Source organism: Balnearium lithotrophicum (assembly GCF_900182585.1).
GTDB classification, from domain to species: domain Bacteria; phylum Aquificota; class Aquificia; order Desulfurobacteriales; family Desulfurobacteriaceae; genus Balnearium; species Balnearium lithotrophicum.
Genome location: NZ_FXTM01000001.1, coordinates 70,888 through 87,020, shown reverse-complemented (window position 1 = coordinate 87,020; position 16,133 = coordinate 70,888). Strand labels below are relative to the sequence as shown.

Annotated in this window: 14 protein-coding genes; 7 read left to right on the top strand and 7 right to left on the bottom strand. The window is 41.0% G+C overall.

The window, feature by feature from the left end; genetic code table 11:
* Nucleotides 1-17 precede the first annotated feature (17 nt).
* Complete coding sequence (locus FN732_RS00370; RefSeq protein WP_142933414.1) at nt 18-323, top strand: NifB/NifX family molybdenum-iron cluster-binding protein; 306 nt, start codon at nt 18-20, stop codon at nt 321-323.
* On the opposite strand, the gene FN732_RS00365 is transcribed toward FN732_RS00370, so the two are convergent.
* Together FN732_RS00365 and FN732_RS00360 are read right to left on the bottom strand one after the other, a co-directional pair.
* The gene (locus FN732_RS00365) at nt 303-3,071 is read right to left on the bottom strand and encodes an EAL domain-containing protein (protein ID WP_142933411.1); all 2,769 of its coding nucleotides are present in this window, start codon (nt 3,069-3,071) and stop codon (nt 303-305) included. The genes FN732_RS00370 and FN732_RS00365 overlap by 21 nt on opposite strands.
* Nucleotides 3,068-4,114, bottom strand: coding sequence for a flagellar brake protein (locus tag FN732_RS00360; protein WP_142933408.1), 1,047 nt, complete (start codon nt 4,112-4,114; stop codon nt 3,068-3,070). The genes FN732_RS00365 and FN732_RS00360 overlap by 4 nt, the downstream gene beginning before the upstream one ends.
* Nucleotides 4,115-4,244: 130 nt before the next feature.
* Between FN732_RS00360 and gltA the strand changes: the two genes are divergently transcribed.
* Nucleotides 4,245-5,678, top strand: a complete 1,434-nt coding sequence (gene gltA, locus FN732_RS00355; protein ID WP_142933406.1) for an NADPH-dependent glutamate synthase — start codon at nt 4,245-4,247, stop codon at nt 5,676-5,678.
* 17 nt (nt 5,679-5,695) lie between these two features.
* Here the strand turns inward: gltA and FN732_RS00350 are convergent, their stop codons facing one another.
* Genes FN732_RS00350 through FN732_RS00340 form a run of 3 tightly spaced genes read right to left on the bottom strand, consistent with a single transcriptional unit; the run spans nt 5,696 to nt 8,068 of the window.
* Complete coding sequence (locus FN732_RS00350) at nt 5,696-6,241, bottom strand: RNA methyltransferase (protein WP_142933402.1); 546 nt, start codon at nt 6,239-6,241, stop codon at nt 5,696-5,698.
* Between the two features lie 10 nt (nt 6,242-6,251).
* The gene (locus tag FN732_RS00345) at nt 6,252-7,757 is read right to left on the bottom strand and encodes an ABC1 kinase family protein (RefSeq protein WP_142933400.1); all 1,506 of its coding nucleotides are present in this window, start codon (nt 7,755-7,757) and stop codon (nt 6,252-6,254) included.
* Nucleotides 7,754-8,068: a hypothetical protein gene (locus FN732_RS00340; RefSeq protein WP_142933398.1), complete on the bottom strand. Its 315-nt coding sequence runs from the start codon at nt 8,066-8,068 to the stop codon at nt 7,754-7,756. Before FN732_RS00340 ends, FN732_RS00345 begins: the two co-directional genes overlap by 4 nt.
* Before the next feature lie 65 nt (nt 8,069-8,133).
* On the opposite strand from FN732_RS00340, the gene FN732_RS00335 reads away from it, so the two are divergent.
* Nucleotides 8,134-10,074 carry an LPS-assembly protein LptD gene (locus tag FN732_RS00335; protein WP_142933396.1) on the top strand — a complete coding sequence of 647 codons (1,941 nt, stop codon included), beginning with the start codon at nt 8,134-8,136 and terminating at the stop codon, nt 10,072-10,074.
* Here the strand turns inward: FN732_RS00335 and FN732_RS00330 are convergent.
* Together FN732_RS00330 and FN732_RS00325 are read right to left on the bottom strand one after the other, a co-directional pair.
* Nucleotides 10,067-11,440, bottom strand: coding sequence for an MBL fold metallo-hydrolase RNA specificity domain-containing protein (locus FN732_RS00330; RefSeq protein WP_142933394.1), 1,374 nt, complete (start codon nt 11,438-11,440; stop codon nt 10,067-10,069). The genes FN732_RS00335 and FN732_RS00330 overlap by 8 nt on opposite strands.
* On the bottom strand, nt 11,437-11,865 hold the full coding sequence (locus FN732_RS00325) for a thioredoxin family protein (RefSeq protein WP_142933392.1): 429 nt from the start codon (nt 11,863-11,865) through the stop codon (nt 11,437-11,439). The genes FN732_RS00330 and FN732_RS00325 overlap by 4 nt, the downstream gene beginning before the upstream one ends.
* A 64-nt stretch (nt 11,866-11,929) precedes the next feature.
* On the opposite strand from FN732_RS00325, the gene leuS reads away from it, so the two are divergent.
* The 4 genes from leuS to yedF are packed head-to-tail and all read left to right on the top strand — an operon-like array spanning nt 11,930 to nt 16,064.
* The gene (gene leuS / locus FN732_RS00320) at nt 11,930-14,671 is read left to right on the top strand and encodes a leucine--tRNA ligase (protein ID WP_142933389.1); all 2,742 of its coding nucleotides are present in this window, start codon (nt 11,930-11,932) and stop codon (nt 14,669-14,671) included.
* 2 nt (nt 14,672-14,673) lie between these two features.
* A complete protein-coding gene (gene lptE, locus FN732_RS00315; RefSeq protein WP_142933387.1) occupies nt 14,674-15,186 on the top strand; it encodes an LPS assembly lipoprotein LptE in 513 nt (170 codons plus the stop codon).
* Nucleotides 15,146-15,478 (top strand): hypothetical protein, encoded by a 333-nt coding sequence (locus FN732_RS00310; protein WP_142933385.1) that lies wholly within the window; start codon nt 15,146-15,148, stop codon nt 15,476-15,478. The genes lptE and FN732_RS00310 overlap by 41 nt, the downstream gene beginning before the upstream one ends.
* Nucleotides 15,465-16,064 (top strand): sulfurtransferase-like selenium metabolism protein YedF, encoded by a 600-nt coding sequence (gene yedF / locus FN732_RS00305; RefSeq protein ID WP_142933383.1) that lies wholly within the window; start codon nt 15,465-15,467, stop codon nt 16,062-16,064. Before FN732_RS00310 ends, yedF begins: the two co-directional genes overlap by 14 nt.
* Nucleotides 16,065-16,133: the final 69 nt, after the last annotated feature.

The following is a 16,133-nucleotide window of genomic DNA, read 5'->3' as shown; positions in this document are numbered from 1 at the left end:
AATTTAGGAGGTAAACTGTGAGAGTAGCTGTTCCAGTCTACGAGGACTTAGGTTTGGATTCTCCCGTTTCAGAAAATTTTCTAATTGCACCGTACTTTGTTATTCTGTCTCAGAAGGACGATGAAATTGAAGTCAGACTGTACAAAAACGTTGCAAAGAGCGATAGAGACATAGCAGAGGTGCTTCTTGCCTATGGTGTTCAAAAGGTTATCTATCCAAAGGTAAGTAATCGAGTTAGGATAGCCTTTCAGGAGTTAAATCTTGAAATTGTGAATGGGAATTTTGAAAAACTCAGCGACGTTTTAAGTTACGTATTTCCTTAATATCTCATCCTTCGACTCAGGCTTTCCAAAGTAGTAACCTTGAGAGTAGTCTACTCCCAAATCCTTTACAATTTTAAATATTTCCTCATCAGAAACAAACTCTGCAATTGTTTTTATACCTAAAGCCTTTGAAAAAGAAACTATAGACTTAATTAAACTTATGCTATTTTTATCCGTTTTAACGGATTTTATGATGGAACCATCAATCTTTAGATAGTCAACTTTAAAATCAATAATCCTCTTAAGATTTGAATAACCAGCTCCGAAATCATCTATTGCCAACTTGCAGCCTAAAGGTTTAACAAGTTTTACAAATCTTTGAAGATACTTGTAATTTTCAATATCCTCTGTCTCAACAATTTCAAACACTAATCTGTTTGTAAACTCTACTTGCAATCCCTTTTTAGGCTTTAAATTCCTTAAGAAGTTGACAATGGAATTAAAAGTTGTTTCAGCAGTTAAGTCCTCGTAGGAGAGATTTATAGAAACCTCAAAGGGGATTTCCTCTAAGTCTCTAATCACCTTTTCAAAAATTTGTCTTGTAATTTCTGGATAAATGCCAATAAACTTAGAAATTTCTAAAAACTCCCCTGGGTTCATAATTGAACCGTCCTTTTTTAATAGTCTGGCAAGTGCTTCTAATTTCTCAATCTTTTCAGTTGAATTGTTAACTATTGGCTGGTAGTAAGGAATTACCCTGTTACTGTCGATAGCATCTTTTATTTCCTTTACAAGCCTTATCTCTCTCAAAAATTTCTCCCTCTCCTCTTCCTTTGAACGTGTATACACAAACAGTTTCTTTCTCTCTTTCTTTGCCCTTTTTAGTGCCTCTTCTGCTGTAACCAGCAGATTGGACACCTTAGAAATGGAAAGGCCGGCTCTAAAACTGAGGCTAATGCTCAGGTTCTCACATGAAAACTCTTCTTTTTCAAGGCTTTTGAGAAACTCTCTCGTCCATGAGGTCAATATTTGAATGTTTTCCTTAAAATCTTCAAAATCGAGAACGATTGCAAACGCATCCGATGAAATTCTGTATACACTTCCATTGGGAACCATATTAACAAGTTTTTTTGATAAATCACAGAGGATTTTATCTCCACATTCAATTCCAAGTACCTTGTTTATTTTCCCAAATTCAATGATATCGATTATCAATAGAGCTGGCCTTTTATACTTACCCAAATCCTCTGCTAATTTTTCTCTATTGGGCAGTTGTGTCAATCTATCAAAATAGTAAAGCTTGTATATTCTTTCTCTACTCTTTTCAATCTCTGTTATGTCCTGAATCAGTAGCAGAAATTCAAAAATTTCCCCTTTTTCATCAAATATCGGACTTAAATTGGCAATTAAAGTTTTAGTATCTCCATTTCTTGTTCTCACTTTTAAAATTCCGTTCCAACTTTCCCTTTCTTTTAATGCTTCCTCAAATTTCCTTAATTCCCTCTCATCGTTAGAAGAGCTGAAGAGGTCGATTACTCTTTTCCCAAGGAGTTCTTCTTTATAACCGAGGAGAGCTTTAAATTTTTCATTAACGTATATTACTTTACCTTCAGGGTTTAACTTAATAGCAGGATTTGTTTCATTAATTGCATTCCAATAACCTTTGAGGTAATTTAAATTCCTTTTAAGTTCTTTAATAACACTATTGAATATTTCTGCTACCTTATCAAACTCCTCTATTCCTGTTTTCTTTAGAATTAAATCAAAGTTTCCCCTTTTTATACTCTCTAAAGCCTCAATAATTTGTTTATTTGAATAGTAAAATTTCCGATAGAATTTAAAAATTAACAAGTTTAGTAGTATAAAAATACATAAGTATATAAAAGATAACATGAGATAGTTATTGACTTTTCTATTTAAGTTTAAATTTAGTAATGACTTTAAGTAAGCTATTAGATTTGCATCCAGTTTGTAGAGAAGGTCTATTGATTGAGTTTGGTCGTTAAATATTTCAGATACAGATTTATTCCCAATTCCTTCAAACAGAATGTCTTCCGATTCTGAAATAACATTATCCAATCTCTCAGAAACTTTTCTGACTTGTTTCTCTATATCCTTATCTAAACCTATGTTCTTTAAAGACCAATTAAGTATGTCAAGATAGCCGTAGGCAATTTTAATGTTATCGAATATGCTCTTTTTTAACTTTAAATCTCCGTTAGATTCCGTTAAAAGTAAAACAAGCTGTCCCCTTATCCTTCCAAGAACTTCTGCAAACCTAGGGATTCTCTGGATTGCAATTTCAGAAATTAATTTTATTTTTAAATCTTCAATATTATTAAAGAGATATTCGTTACTTTTTACGGCTAATATATTTAATAAGTCATCTATTATTAATGAAAACTCAGAAAATACCTCTTCAGGATTCTTTTTTCCACTGAAAGCTGATTTTGACAGGTCTCTAAAATCATCCATGTTCTTCTTCAGTAAAAGACTCAGTTTTCTATTAGGACAGGACCTTATAACTTTGTTATACTCAGACAGAATCACCTTTCGGAGCTCCAAAAGCTTAAAGGCCACACTCTTATCCCCATTATTTAGATAGAATCCGGAAAGTCCTCTGTAGATTTGGAGGTTCCTAAGAATTTCAAGGAGGGAGCTCGTCCTATCCAAACAGTGGATTAAGGTATTTCCCTTTTCAGAAATCCTAATGGCTCTGTAGAAATTATTACTAACGAGGAGGAATATGAAAATGAGTAAAACGGCTGAAAAACCCAGTAAAACCGCTTTAACTGACTTTAAGTTCATCTTAACTTCCTAAGTATGTTGAACTGTATATTAATAACGTAGCCTGCTATTTTTTCCTCTTCACCTGGGGTCAAGGATACGAATTGAATTCCCATCCTGTAAAATTTACCTTCCTTTATAACATACCTTACTTCACCATCAATCTCAAAGAAATTGCCTTCCAGTTCAAACTTTAGCTTGACCCTTTCTCCCGGTTTGGGGAGCTCCCCTTCGTTCGTATAAACCCCAACTCCTCCTACTGAAATATCCCTTATAATCCCGCTAATTACTCGGTTTCCATAAATTATTTGAATGGTAATTTTTTCCTCAGGCTCTACTCTAACAAACTTTCTCTTTTCCTGAGGAATGTCCTCAAATCTAAAGCGTGAGAGAAGTATAACTGCTTTCTCAGGATTAACGTTTAAAACAGCAGCTTTTATAGGTTTTGGGGCATTCTTTATCTTTAGAAAAACGTAGTCTGAAGATAGAAAGGCTTTTAAGTAGGAGCAGTTCTCTAAAGAGAGGGCCACATAGTCTCTCTCAATTTTGACTATGTCTGCTTTGCACGATACGGGAACTTCTTTATAAAATGTAAGAGTTTTTACCTCTAATCCTGACTCCTTAATTATTCTAAAGATGTTTAGAAACTGTTCATCCAAACTTCTTTCTTTCTCTCTTTCCTTTTTTACCTTTTCGAAAAGCTCCTGAAATGCCCTTTCTGCTAAGGAAACGTACCTTTCTATTCTCTCAACTATCCCCTTTAGGTCTTTTACATTTTCAGTAACTCTATCGCTTTCAAGTGTAAAATCGAGGAAATCTTTAAGAAGAATGAACAAACTCTTTGTTAAAGGATAGACTGGGTTCAGTTCATTTTCAAAGGCTTTTCTCAGTACATCCTGAAATTTATCCTCATCGTTTGAGAAGAAAATAACTTCATACAGATTAATTGCTAAGGTTCTAAGGAAACCCTCTGAGTTTGAAAACGAGGAGGCAGTATTTTCCTCAGCAATTGATATGAAATTGTTAACAAAGTTTTCCTGGTAGTTCTTTAGAAATTCCTCCATTCAGTCTCCTTCATGATTATAATAATTTTATGCTTGAATAATACGAATGTCCACTTTCAATGGAAACTCAGGAAATTTACATTTTTTTTACAAATTTGTAAAATTTCGTAAACATTAGAGGAGGAAGAGAATGAAGAAAAGACTCGACAGGTGGATGGATAGAATGCCTATGCCAGTACTACCTCCTGACGTACGGAAGAGGGTCTTCAATGAGTACATTTTAGGATACGGACATACAGCTGCAAAGGACGAGTCAATAAGGTGTCTACTCTGTAAAACGCCAACGTGTATGGACTCTTGTCCCGTTAACAGCAGAATTCCCGAGTGGATAGAAACGATTCAAAAGGAAAACGTCTTAAAGGGATACGAAATTTTGAGGGAGAGAAATCCTTTTAGCTCTGTCTGTGGAAGAGTTTGCCCGCAGGAAAGGCTGTGTGAGAGTACATGTATCTTACTTAGAAGGAAGGATGGGGAATCTGTAGCAATAGGAGGTCTTGAAAGGTTTATTGCAGACAACGTTAGGATGTCAGGGGTTCAGTGGGTAGATAAAAAGGAGTTTGAGGATACAGGTAAGAAGGTAGCCATTATCGGAGGAGGTCCTGCAGGACTTGCTGCAGCCTACTTTCTTGCCAAGAAAGGTCACAGGGTGACTATCTTTGAAGCCCTTCCCTACCTTGGTGGTGTTATGAGGTACGGGATACCTGAGCCAAGACTTCCAAGGGAAGCGTTAGACTGGGATATCAATCTTATTCTAAACTTGGGAGTGGACGTTAAGACGAATACAGTAGTTGGTGAGGACATATCCATTGAACAGATTAGACAGATGTACGATGCAGTGTTTATAGCTGTGGGTTCAGGAAGGGGTAAAAAGCTCAACATTCCTGGTGCAGACCTCAAAGGTTCCTACTCTGCAATAGGATTTCTAATGAAAGTAAATACTGGAGAGCTCCACCCGCTTCTCGTTCCTGACAGAAAAGTAGAAATGCCACAGAATAAAAAGGTTGTCGTTGTAGGGGGAGGATTTACTGCAGTTGACTGTGCTTTAGTTGCAGTGAGGCTTGGAAATGAAGTTGAGATAGTCTACAGGAGAACAAAGGAATCCTCGTCAGCAAGGGAAGACGAATGGGAAATGTTAGAGGAAGAGGGTGTAAAGATGAACTGGTTGACACAGCCTGTAGAGGTTGTTGGGGACGAAGAAGGAAGAGTTAAATCCCTCAAGTGTATAAAACTTAAGTTAATAGAGGAGGAAGGAAAGAGGCCTAAAGTCGAGCCTATTGAGGGTTCAGAGTTTGAAATTCCTTGTGATGTTGTTATTTTTGCCGTAGGCCAGGGAGACAACCCCATTGCCTATAAGGATTTAGAAGGACTCAACATTGACAAGTGGAACAATCTATCAACTGTTGACGAGGAGTTCAGAACAAACGTTGAAGGAGTTTGGGCAGGTGGAGATGTTGTTAACGGTGGAGACTTAGTTGTTACTGCTATTAGGCATGCCCAAATCGCAGCAAAGTCTATTCACAAGTACCTAATGACAGGAAAGTGGGAGTACAAGAGTAAGGAATAGATTGGTGAGCCTCTGGCTCACCTTCCTAACAATCTATCCAAAATGATTGATGCTGCAGAGCGTACCGATAGGTGATTGTAGTCCGTTCCCTTTATCGGTTCCAGGATGTAGTCTGAAGAGTTTATAAACTCTTCAGTAAGCCCCCACCCAGTTCCAAAACAGACTATTAGGTCCTCTGTTTTCAATTTCTCCCTCAACGACGAAAAGGAAATAGAGTTGGGATACTCCCTTGCAGTTGTAACAACTACCTTGGGCTTTAAACCATCTCTCTTTTCAATATCCTCTAAAACGTTCTCAAAGTAGGGAACAGCTTCAACTATCTTGAGAGCCTCCCACCGTTTAGGGTTGTACTCCCTTCCGTGTCCTCCCTGCCAGAAGGAGAGGAGTTTCCTTGCAAGCCACAGGTGGTTTTCAATAGGTTGAACCACGTAGTACCTCTTAACGCCAAACGTCCTTGAAGCCCTTGCTATATCGTGAATGTCAAGTGTAGTTAGAGAAGTTGCAACAACCTTTTTTGACTTGTTGTAGACGGGATAGTGGAGGAGAGCTGTATAAACTGCCATTTCCTTCTCCTTACGTCTTTGAGAGTTTTTTGAAAAAGTATAGAGCAGGAAAGTATACGAAAAGAAGTTTTGGGGAGAGTGTCAGAACAAAGACAAAGCCTAAAAGGGCAGAGCTCCAAAAGAGACTTTCCTTAGTTACTCCTTCCTCCTTTTTGCTCCTCAGTCTCTGTGGGAGCTCTTCAAATAGGAGTAGATAATCGCTGAACCACTTAAATCCCTTCCTCTTTGCAGTTGAGAGGAGGATTTTAGGAGCAATTTTTTTGAGGTAGGGCTTAAGGAGAGGGGGAAGCCGAAAGTCGGGATATATTATCCTTGCAATGGACTCGGTATGGGCTATCGTCTTCATAAGTGTAACCAACTCCTCGGGAAGAACAACCTTGAACCTCCTTGCAACTGAGAGCTCCTCGTAGAAGAGTCTCTCAGCATCAATTTTTGAAAGGGGTTGGTTGTAGTACTTATCCAGAAAGATGAGGACTTCCCTCTTTAGTAAATTCTCGTTTACTCCCTCACTGAGAGCTCCTATTCTCTTAAGTGCCCCTACTATTAAATCAGGGTCCTTATTCATAACTCCCAATGAGAACATAAAAAACTCGTTTAACGTATCGGGAGAGAGCCTTCCAACGATTCCAAAGTCAACAAAGGCAAACTTTTTCCCCGGCAGGAGAAATATGTTTCCGGGGTGAAGGTCTCCGTGAAAGACTCCAAGCTCAAAGACCATTCTGTTGACAATTCTGACAAAGTCCTCAGAAAGCCTTTTCCTCTCTTCCTCCTCCATATCTGAAAAGAGCTCGTAGGATAGCTTTTTCCCCCTTACGAATTCGGTTGTCAGGTACTTTGATGATGAGAACTCCCAGAAGACTCTGGGAATGTAAAGTGAGCTTTCTTCCTCTGAGAACTTTTTAAAGAGCTCCATGTAGGCAGCTTCCTTAGAGAGGTCCAACTCTGAGAGGAGAATCCTTTCAAATTCGGAGAGAATTTGGGGTATTCTAAATTCCCTGATAACGGGAATGGGGGAGAGTAATCTGACCAAGTTTCTCAGTATTGATACATCCCTCTTTATAAACTCCTCTGCTTTAGGTCTGATAATTTTTAAGGCAACCTCCTCCCCGTTTTTCAGGAGGGCCCTATGAACCTGAGCAACTGAGCCTGAGCCTATGGGCTCCTCATCAATCTTAAAGAAGAAATTTTTTAACTCAGGGTAGCTTGAGAGGAGCTCCATTAAAGGCTGAGGAGGAACCCTGTCCTGAAGTTTCTCAAGCTCCTTTACGTACTCTACAGGGAGTATGTCAATCCTTGTAGAGAGGAGCTGTCCAACCTTTATGTAGGCTCCCCCTAACCTCTCCAAGGCGACTCTCAGCCTTACAGGAGGAGGATAAGAGAGGAGGAACCGGTAGGGAAAAAAGAGGAGGTATCCGAGAATTCTTGAAAGAAAGGGAGTTATATACTGAGAGATGATTTCAAAGGAGCAAAAATAGGCAAAGCCTAAGAGCTGCCAGAGTCTCAGTAGATTTTTCATTGCTCTTTCTTACCCTTTAACTCCTCAATCTCCTTCCTGAGAGCTCTAATTTCCTCCTTGAGGGCTTCTATCTCAGACTTTGTGGCTACGGGTAGTTCCTTAAGGATTTTTTCAACCTCTTTAGAGACCTCTTCCTTTTTCTTCTCCATCTCCTTTTTCAGTTCCTCAATGAACTTCTCTCCCTCCTTCTGAGAGAGTTTTCCCTTCTCCTCCAACTCCTTTATTAGGTTCTCCACCTTTTCTGTTATAAGGGATATGAACCCGATTTGAAGTAAGGCGGCCTTTTTAACCACATCGGTTAATTTTTTCATCGTCTCCTCCAAATTTTGTTTTCAGTTTAAAATTATGAGGATAATTTGAAAAAGGGGAAACTCTATTGAAGAGGGTACTGCTTCTAACCTTAATTCTTTTCTCCTCTGTTTCATTTGCCGGGGAAGTTCCGGTAGAAATATCTGCAAAAAGAGTCGAGGGAAATGTTAATAAAACAGTTGAAGCTGAGGGAAGGGTAATTGTCAAGTACTCCGATGTAACAATAGAGGGTGACAGAGCTCTGTACGACAGGGAAAAGGGTATTTTGAGAGTATGGGGAAACGTCCTTATAAGGGAAGGGGATTTGGAACTCCACTGTAAGAACCTCATCTACGACCTAAATACAAAGAGGGCTGTTCTTGAGAGAGTGGAGGGAAAATTATCTCCGACTGACATGATAAAGGCTGACAGAATTGAGAGAATTTCCGAAGAGGAATGGATTGCCTACGATGGAGAGTACACTCCCTGTCCACATAAGTGTCCCGACTGGTCTGTAAGTTCTAAGAAATTCAAAGTTTTAATTGGTAAAAGTTTCAGCGGAAAATGGGTGGCATTCAGAGTAAAGGAAGTACCGATAGTAGTATCCCCTTACCTTTCTGGACCTATCAGGAGAAAAAGGGAATCTGGATTCCTAACCCCGAGAGTGGGATACATTGAGAAGGACGGTTTTGTGTACAAACAACCGGTCTACTTTGTTCTCGGAAGGAGTGCAGATTTAACTCTAACCCTTGAGAAAAGGACGATAGACGGTAGGGGATTTGAAGGTGAACTGAGGTATGTTTTAGGGAAAAAAAACAGTGGAGATTTGGACTACTACCAGTTAATCAAGAAGGAAAACAGGAGCTGGAAATTCTCGTTCTTCCACAACTACAATCCCTCTGACTACCTCTATTTAAAGTCGAACGTTGACGTTGTAAGCAGCCGAAGGTACTACACGGACACTACAACTTTCAACGTTGAGGAGCAGACACAACTTTATACAAAGTCAAGCGTAACCGGCTCTAAACTCTGGGAAAGAGCGATTTTTAATGTAAATGCACAGTACTTAAGGTACTTAAACGGCTCAACAGATACCGCCTACCAGCAGGTTCCAAACGTTAACTTTTACCTTATGGATACAAAGATACCGAAGCTCCCAGTAACGTTTAATCTAAACTCTGAAGTTACCTACTTCTACAGAAAGGCCGGAGGAAGTAGTTATAGACTCAATGCTGAACCGTCACTACGGTACGTTAAAAGGCTTGGAACTCTTAAAAACACCTCAAAACTCTCGTACCTGTTAACCTTTTATCAGATAGGAGGAAGTAGAAGTATCTGGCAGTTTAAGAACGAAACTAAAACGAACAAGTTTTTCTACTATAAGAAATTCAGTGTATCGCTAAACCCTGAAATTGCCTTCTTCTACAGGGAATCGGAAGACCAGTCTTCAAACCCGTTCTTTGACTCCTCAGATAGATTGGAAGGAGCGAGGGAGCTTACTCCTTCTTTGGAAACATTTGTGTACTTACAGGGAAAGAGACTTGCAAGGTTCTCAGTTGATTCAAAGTACAGAGTATCCAACGGCTGGGAGGAGGCCAACTGGGATTTCGAAATCTCCCCCGCAGAGTGGCTGAACATAAGGGAGAGTGGTAACTACAACCTATCAGTAGGTGAGATTTCATTTTCAAACACTTACATTTCCGCAAAGGCTCCCTTTGGCCTGGAGCTCTGGACCAACTACTACAAACAGCAAAATCCCGAGGAAATAACCTATCTGAGATGGGGAACCTCATTTCCAATTAATAAATACCTCAGCTTCTCATTTCAGAACAGGTACGACTTAAGGTTGAACGAGGACAGGGAGAGGCAGTACTCGTTAAGAGTAAACAGGGGATGCTGGAACGGTATTCTTTCCTATAGATGGATAAAGACCTACACGAATGAAATAAACTACCAGATAACCTTAAGGATAAACCTGTTAAGGCTGGGAAGTTACGGATACCAACTAACTGGAACAAAGGTTAAATAACGAGTGTTGAGTAGAGCTCCGGCATTTTAGGGCTTATTCCCAATTTCCTCTCGACCAATTCCTTGAAAGGTTTCATTGCCTTTAGTTCTCCGTGAACGAGAATAACCTCTGTTTTTCTATCAGATGTACGTTTGAGCCAATCTAACAGCTGGGGTTGGTCTGCATGGGAGGAAAAACCGTTTATCGTGTAAACCCTCAACTTAACAGCAACAGACTCGTTAAAGACCTTTATTTTCCTTGCACCCTCTACAATTTCCCTTCCTATTGTCCCTTGAGCCTGATAGCCAACAAAAATGATAGAGTTCCTCTCGTCCCAGGCCCTGTGCTTTAAGTGGTGGAGTATTCTTCCACCTGTACACATTCCGTTTCCTGCAATTATTATTGCCCTTCCCCTGTAATCGTTGATTCTCTTTGACTCCTCAACCCTTCTTGTAAACTCAAGGTAGGGGAAATTGAAAATCTCCCCTCTTCTCTTTAGCTCCTCTAAAACCCTATCCTCTAAACATTCAGGGTGTCTTTTAAACGTTTGGGTTATTGAGATTGCAAGGGGGGAGTCCAGAAAGACTTTACACGGAGGGAGCTCCCCATCTTCATACATCTTTTTCAGAATGTAAAGAATGTCCTGAGCCCTCTCTAAGGCAAACGTAGGAATTAAAACAACGCCGTTTCTCTTGAAAGTACTTAGAACTGCCTCCTTGAACTCCTCAACCGACTCCTTAAAGCTCTTGTGCTTTCTATCTGCATAGGTCGTTTCCATAATAACAATGTCAGCTTCCTTTGGAATTTCAGGGTCTCTAATTAACGGTTTTCCCCTATTACCAATGTCCCCGCTGAAGACGAGTCTCTTTCCTTCAACTTCTAATTCAACAGTCTCAGAACAGAGGATGTGTCCTGCATCTAAGAACTTGAACCTTATCCCCTCTACCTCGTACCACCTGTGGTAATCACAGGACTTAAAGTGGGAAAATACGTCAAACACATCATCCAACGTATAGAGGAGCCTTTTAGGTTTCTTACCCTCCCTCAAACGCCTCCTGTTGACAGTCTTTATCTGCTCCTCCTGAACCTGAGCTGCATCCATGAGAATCTGACGGGAGATATCAATCGTTCCCGATGTTGCAAAGATTTTTCCCCTGAACCCCCTCTTTATTAGGTAGGGAAGCCTTCCACAGTGGTCCAAGTGGCCGTGGGAGAGGATGACAAAGTCTATTTCTTCAGGGTTAAATGTGAACTTTGGATTTAAGTCCTCAAGCTCCTCACTTCCCTGAAACATTCCGCAGTCAAGGAGGAACTTTTTTTCCCCTGTTTCAATCAAATGACAGCTTCCTGTAACTACCTGAGCAGCACCGTTAAAGGTAATTTTCACTTTAGTTTCTCCCTTATCGTCCCCTCCGTAACGGGACCTATTAAAATTTCCCTAATCCTTCCTCTTTCAGTTATTATAACAGTAGGTGTAGCAAGAACTCCCAACTTTCTAACCAACTCTACGTCCTCTGCTGCATTTATTCTCACAAATGGAACTCCCTTAATCTCCTTTGAAAGCTTCTTTATCACAGGGTCAACGAGTTTACACGGTTTACAGTTTGGGGCATAGATGTAGATGACTCCTTTCCCTTTCTTAAGTCTTAGAAACTCCTTAGTTTCTGGGAGCTCCTTTCCTTTTAATCTCTTTGATTTAAAAGACCAAAAAATTCTAATTCCAAAAATGAAGACCACGTAGGCCACCAGAAGGACAAATATGATGTCAAAGAAGATGGCAGCTACCTTCAAGAGTGACTCAGGAACAGACATAATGCCTCCTTATGTTAAGTAATTTTTAGATATTATTTTCCTACAATTTTCTCCGGAGGTAAAAATGAAGTACGACTTTAAAGAGATAGAGGAAAAGTGGCAAAAGGCGTGGGAAGAGAAAAAGGTATTTAAGAGTAAACCATCTGAAAAGGAGAAATACTACGTTTTAGAGATGTTTCCCTATCCTTCGGGAAAAATCCACATGGGACATGTGAGGAACTACTCTATCGGGGACGTCATTGCAAGGTTTAAGAGAATGTTTGGATACAACGTTCTCCATCCTATGGGCTGGGATGCCTTTGGACTTCCGGCAGAGAACGCTGCAATAAAGAGTGGTGTCTATCCTAAAAGCTGGACACTTTCAAACATTAAAAACATGAAGGAAGAACTAAAGAGATTGGGATTTTCCTACGATTGGGACAGGGAAATTGCTACGTGTCTTCCTGAGTACTACAGGTGGAACCAGTGGATATTCATTAGGATGTTCGAAAAGGGTCTTGCCTACAGGGCTAAGGCAAACGTTAACTGGTGTCCCTCCTGCCAGACGGTTCTTGCAAATGAGCAGGTTGATGAGGAGGGAAGGTGCTGGAGGTGTGGAACAGAGGTTGTCCAGAAGGAAATAGACAGCTGGTTTTTAAGGATAACCGACTATGCGGAGGAGCTCCTTCAGGACTTGGAACTCCTAAAGGGACACTGGCCGGAACCTGTAATAACGATGCAAAAGAACTGGATAGGAAGGAGCGAGGGAGTTCTCGTTGAATTTGACGTTCCGGAAAAGGGAGAAAAAATAACAGTCTTTACAACAAGACCTGATACGCTTTTCGGCGTTTCATACATAGCTCTAGCTCCTGAACATCCTTTCACACTGAAACTCTCAGAGGGGACGAAACAGGAAGGGGAGGTTAGAGCATTTGTTGAGAGGATGAGGAGAACTGACAGGAGAAAGAGGGAGAGCGGAGAGCTCGAGAAGGAAGGGGTTTTCCTTGGAGTTTACGCCGTTCACCCGTTAACAGGCGAAAAAGTACCCGTTTACACTGCAAACTTTGTCCTCATGGAGTACGGAACAGGTGCTGTAATGGCGGTTCCTGCCCACGACCAGAGGGACTTTGAGTTTGCCAAGAAGTACAAACTGCCGATAAGGGTTGTTATAGAACCAGAAGGCGAAAAGCTCAATCCAGATGAGATGGCTGAGGCCTACACAGAGCCCGGAATTTTGGTAAACAGTGGAAAGTTTTCCGGCATGGAGAGTGAAAAAGCTAAAAAAGCTATAACTGAAGAACTTGAAAGATTAGGAAAGGGAAGGAGGAAGGTTCAGTACAGGCTTCGTGACTGGAACATCTCAAGGCAGAGGTACTGGGGAACGCCTATTCCAATGGTTCACTGTCCAAACTGTGGAATTGTTCCCGTTCCTGACTCAGAGCTCCCCGTAAAGCTCCCAGAGGAAGCTCCACTTTTAGGGGAGGGTCGTTCTCCCTTGGAGAGGGTTCCTGAGTTTATCAACACGAAATGCCCAAAGTGTGGAGCTCCAGCAAAGAGGGACCCGGACACGATGGACACATTCTTTGACTCCTCCTGGTACTTCTTGAGGTACTGCTCCCCAAAGGAGGAGGAACTTCCATTTGACCCCAAAGAGGCTTCCTACTGGATGGTTGTTGACCAGTACATTGGAGGAATTGAGCACGCAGTCCTTCACCTCCTCTACTCAAGGTTCTTTACAAAGGTTCTGAGGGACTTGGGGCTGTTTAAGGCAGATGAGGAGCACAAGCAGTCTGAATTTCTCAGAAGGGGAGAACCATTCCAAAACCTCTTAACTCAGGGAATGGTCAACAAAAGGTGGGTAAGTGTTAAGAATTTACTGAAGGCCTTTAACTTAGGGGAGGACAGTCCAATCTCCGCTTTGATAAAAGCCCTTACAGGTAAGGATACAAACTTAACTGAAACGATTGGCTCACTTATGAAGAGGTACCACATATCAATCGGAGACAATGCAGTCCTTCTACTTCAGACGGAGGAAGTATCAAAGTTCATAGATGACTTAGAGGAGCTCCTTGGGAAACTTGAAAGGGAGTACGGCGAAGTCTCAAAGATGAGTAAATCCAAGCTCAACATAGTAAATCCTCAGGACATGGTGGAAAGGTACGGAGCAGATGCAACAAGGCTCTACGTTCTCTTTGCTGCTCCCCCGGAAGCTGAATTTGAGTGGAAGACAGAAGGAATAGAGGGAGCTTACAGGTTTTTAAGGAGACTCTATCAGTTTGTCACAGATAAAAAGGACCTTTTTGAGATGGAATTTAAAGGAGAGCTCTCCAAAAAGGGAAAGGAACTCAGGAGAAAAGTTCACGAAACGCTCCAGAAGGTAACTGGGGAACTCTCAAGCAGGTTCAAGTTTAATACCGCAATAGCCTCAATAATGGAGCTCTTTAACTCAGCATCCTCATTTGAGGCTGAAACCGATGGGGATTACAGTGCCTTAAAGGAAGCGATAGAAAAGATAATAGTCATGCTCTATCCATTTACCCCTCACATTTGTGAGGAGCTCTGGGAACTGACAGGACATGGTACACTGCTTGCAGAGGAGAGGTGGCCTGAGATTGAGGAGGAAGCTCTTAAAAAGGAGAGTGTAGAGATTCCTGTTCAGGTCAACGGAAAGGTAAGGGATGTTGTTGAAGTACCTGTTGATGCCGATGAGGAAAAGGTAAAGGAGATTGTCCTTTCGAGTGAAAAGATTAAGAAGTTTATTTCAGATAAGGAAATAGTTAAATTTATCTACAGGCCTGGAAGGATAATTAACGTAGTCGTGAGGTAGTTTTGAAGTACATCCTTTTGGTTTTAACCTTTATCTTGGGGAGCTGTGCTTCGGCTCCCATTAGTAAAAAGCCCCGGAGGGTTCAACACGTATACTTGGAGCCCGTAACAAACAGAACCTCAGAGGAAAGCCTTGACGTTATCTTTACAAGGGTCGCAAACGATGTCTTCTCGTCAGACCCGAGGCTAAAGGTGGATACCAAACCAATTCCTGACGTAACAATTGTTGTGAAACCCTCAGTTGACTATGAGTACGAAACTGCCGTAGGTTTTGACAAATGGGATACGGCAAGGGAGTACAGATTAACAGTTGGAGTAACCGTCAAGCTCTTCAAGTACGGTTTTAAGGAACCTTTTAAAACGTTTAAGCTGAGAAGGTACGGCTTCTTCAATGCCTATGGAAGTGCTTCAGAAATTGAGGAGAAGAAGAGGGAGTGTTTCAGGAGAATTGCAAACCAGATATTTAGGGAAACCAGTGAGAAAATGTTCGTTGAGACTAAGGGAAAAACTGAGTGACGACAGATATACGTTGGCTGAGTTGGAGTACGGAGAAACAAAACTAATTTACCTCGAGGACAAACTTCAAAAAACGGAAAGTTTGGGCATTCCAACAGAAAAAATCGATTTAAGAAAGTTTTGGGAGAAGCACGTAAAGGATAGGAATTACTGTCTACCCTGCGAACTTCTTCTAATCTTAGACCCCAAGGTCATATCTGTTGAGAACTGTTCTGCGGAGTTGGGCTTAACGTTGGAACTCTTGGAGAGAGTCAGAAATTTCCTGAAGGAGGGAGAAAATGAATGTCGTTAACTGTAAGGGTCTTGCCTGTCCCGTTCCCGTTCTGAAAACAAAGGAAGCTTTAGAAGAGATAGAGTCAGGAACCATAGAGGTTATCGTTGATAACAGGGCATCAAGGGAAAACGTTAAGAGGTTTGCTGAAAAGGCAGGATGTAAGGTTAAAGTTGAAGAAAAGGACGGGGAATATCATATCTTCATTACAAAAGGAGAGAAAACAGTAAGTGAGTCTCAAGTTGAAAAAAAGGAAGAGGAAAAGAGAAAAGAAGTTGTTGTACTTGTGGCTTCAACACACGTTGGAGAGAACGAGGAGTTGGGAAAAATTCTCATGAAGGGATTTTTCAACACATTTCTAAATGCCGACTCTATGCCCTCAAAAATCATTCTAATAAACACTGCAGTAAGGTTTGCCTGTAAAGGAGAAGATAAGGAGATTTTGGGAGCTCTAAAGGAGCTCTCAAAAAGAGGAGTTGAAATAATCTGCTGCGGAACGTGTTTAAACTACTTCAATCTTTTGGATGACCTTGAGGTTGGAGTAGCTTCAAACGCTTACGATGTGGTTCAAGCATTGGTAAATGCCGATTCCGTTATTAGATTATAAATGGTGCTGGCGGGGGGCTTGAACCCCCGACCTGGGCATTACGAGTAATCATAGAAAGTCCTTCCCTCA

Bases quoted from the DNA above. Each gene is read 5' to 3' on its own strand.
- leuS (WP_142933389.1), top strand. From the start codon at position 11,930: ATGAAGTACGACTTTAAAGAGATAGAGGAAAAGTGGCAAAAGGCGTGG.
- gltA (WP_142933406.1), top strand. From the start codon at position 4,245: ATGAAGAAAAGACTCGACAGGTGGATGGATAGAATGCCTATGCCAGTA.
- FN732_RS00345 (WP_142933400.1), bottom strand. From the start codon at position 7,757: ATGAAAAATCTACTGAGACTCTGGCAGCTCTTAGGCTTTGCCTATTTT.
- FN732_RS00350 (WP_142933402.1), bottom strand. From the start codon at position 6,241: ATGGCAGTTTATACAGCTCTCCTCCACTATCCCGTCTACAACAAGTCA.
- FN732_RS00340 (WP_142933398.1), bottom strand. From the start codon at position 8,068: ATGAAAAAATTAACCGATGTGGTTAAAAAGGCCGCCTTACTTCAAATC.
- FN732_RS00365 (WP_142933411.1), bottom strand. From the start codon at position 3,071: ATGAACTTAAAGTCAGTTAAAGCGGTTTTACTGGGTTTTTCAGCCGTT.
- FN732_RS00325 (WP_142933392.1), bottom strand. From the start codon at position 11,865: ATGTCTGTTCCTGAGTCACTCTTGAAGGTAGCTGCCATCTTCTTTGAC.
- FN732_RS00360 (WP_142933408.1), bottom strand. From the start codon at position 4,114: ATGGAGGAATTTCTAAAGAACTACCAGGAAAACTTTGTTAACAATTTC.
- yedF (WP_142933383.1), top strand. From the start codon at position 15,465: ATGAATGTCGTTAACTGTAAGGGTCTTGCCTGTCCCGTTCCCGTTCTG.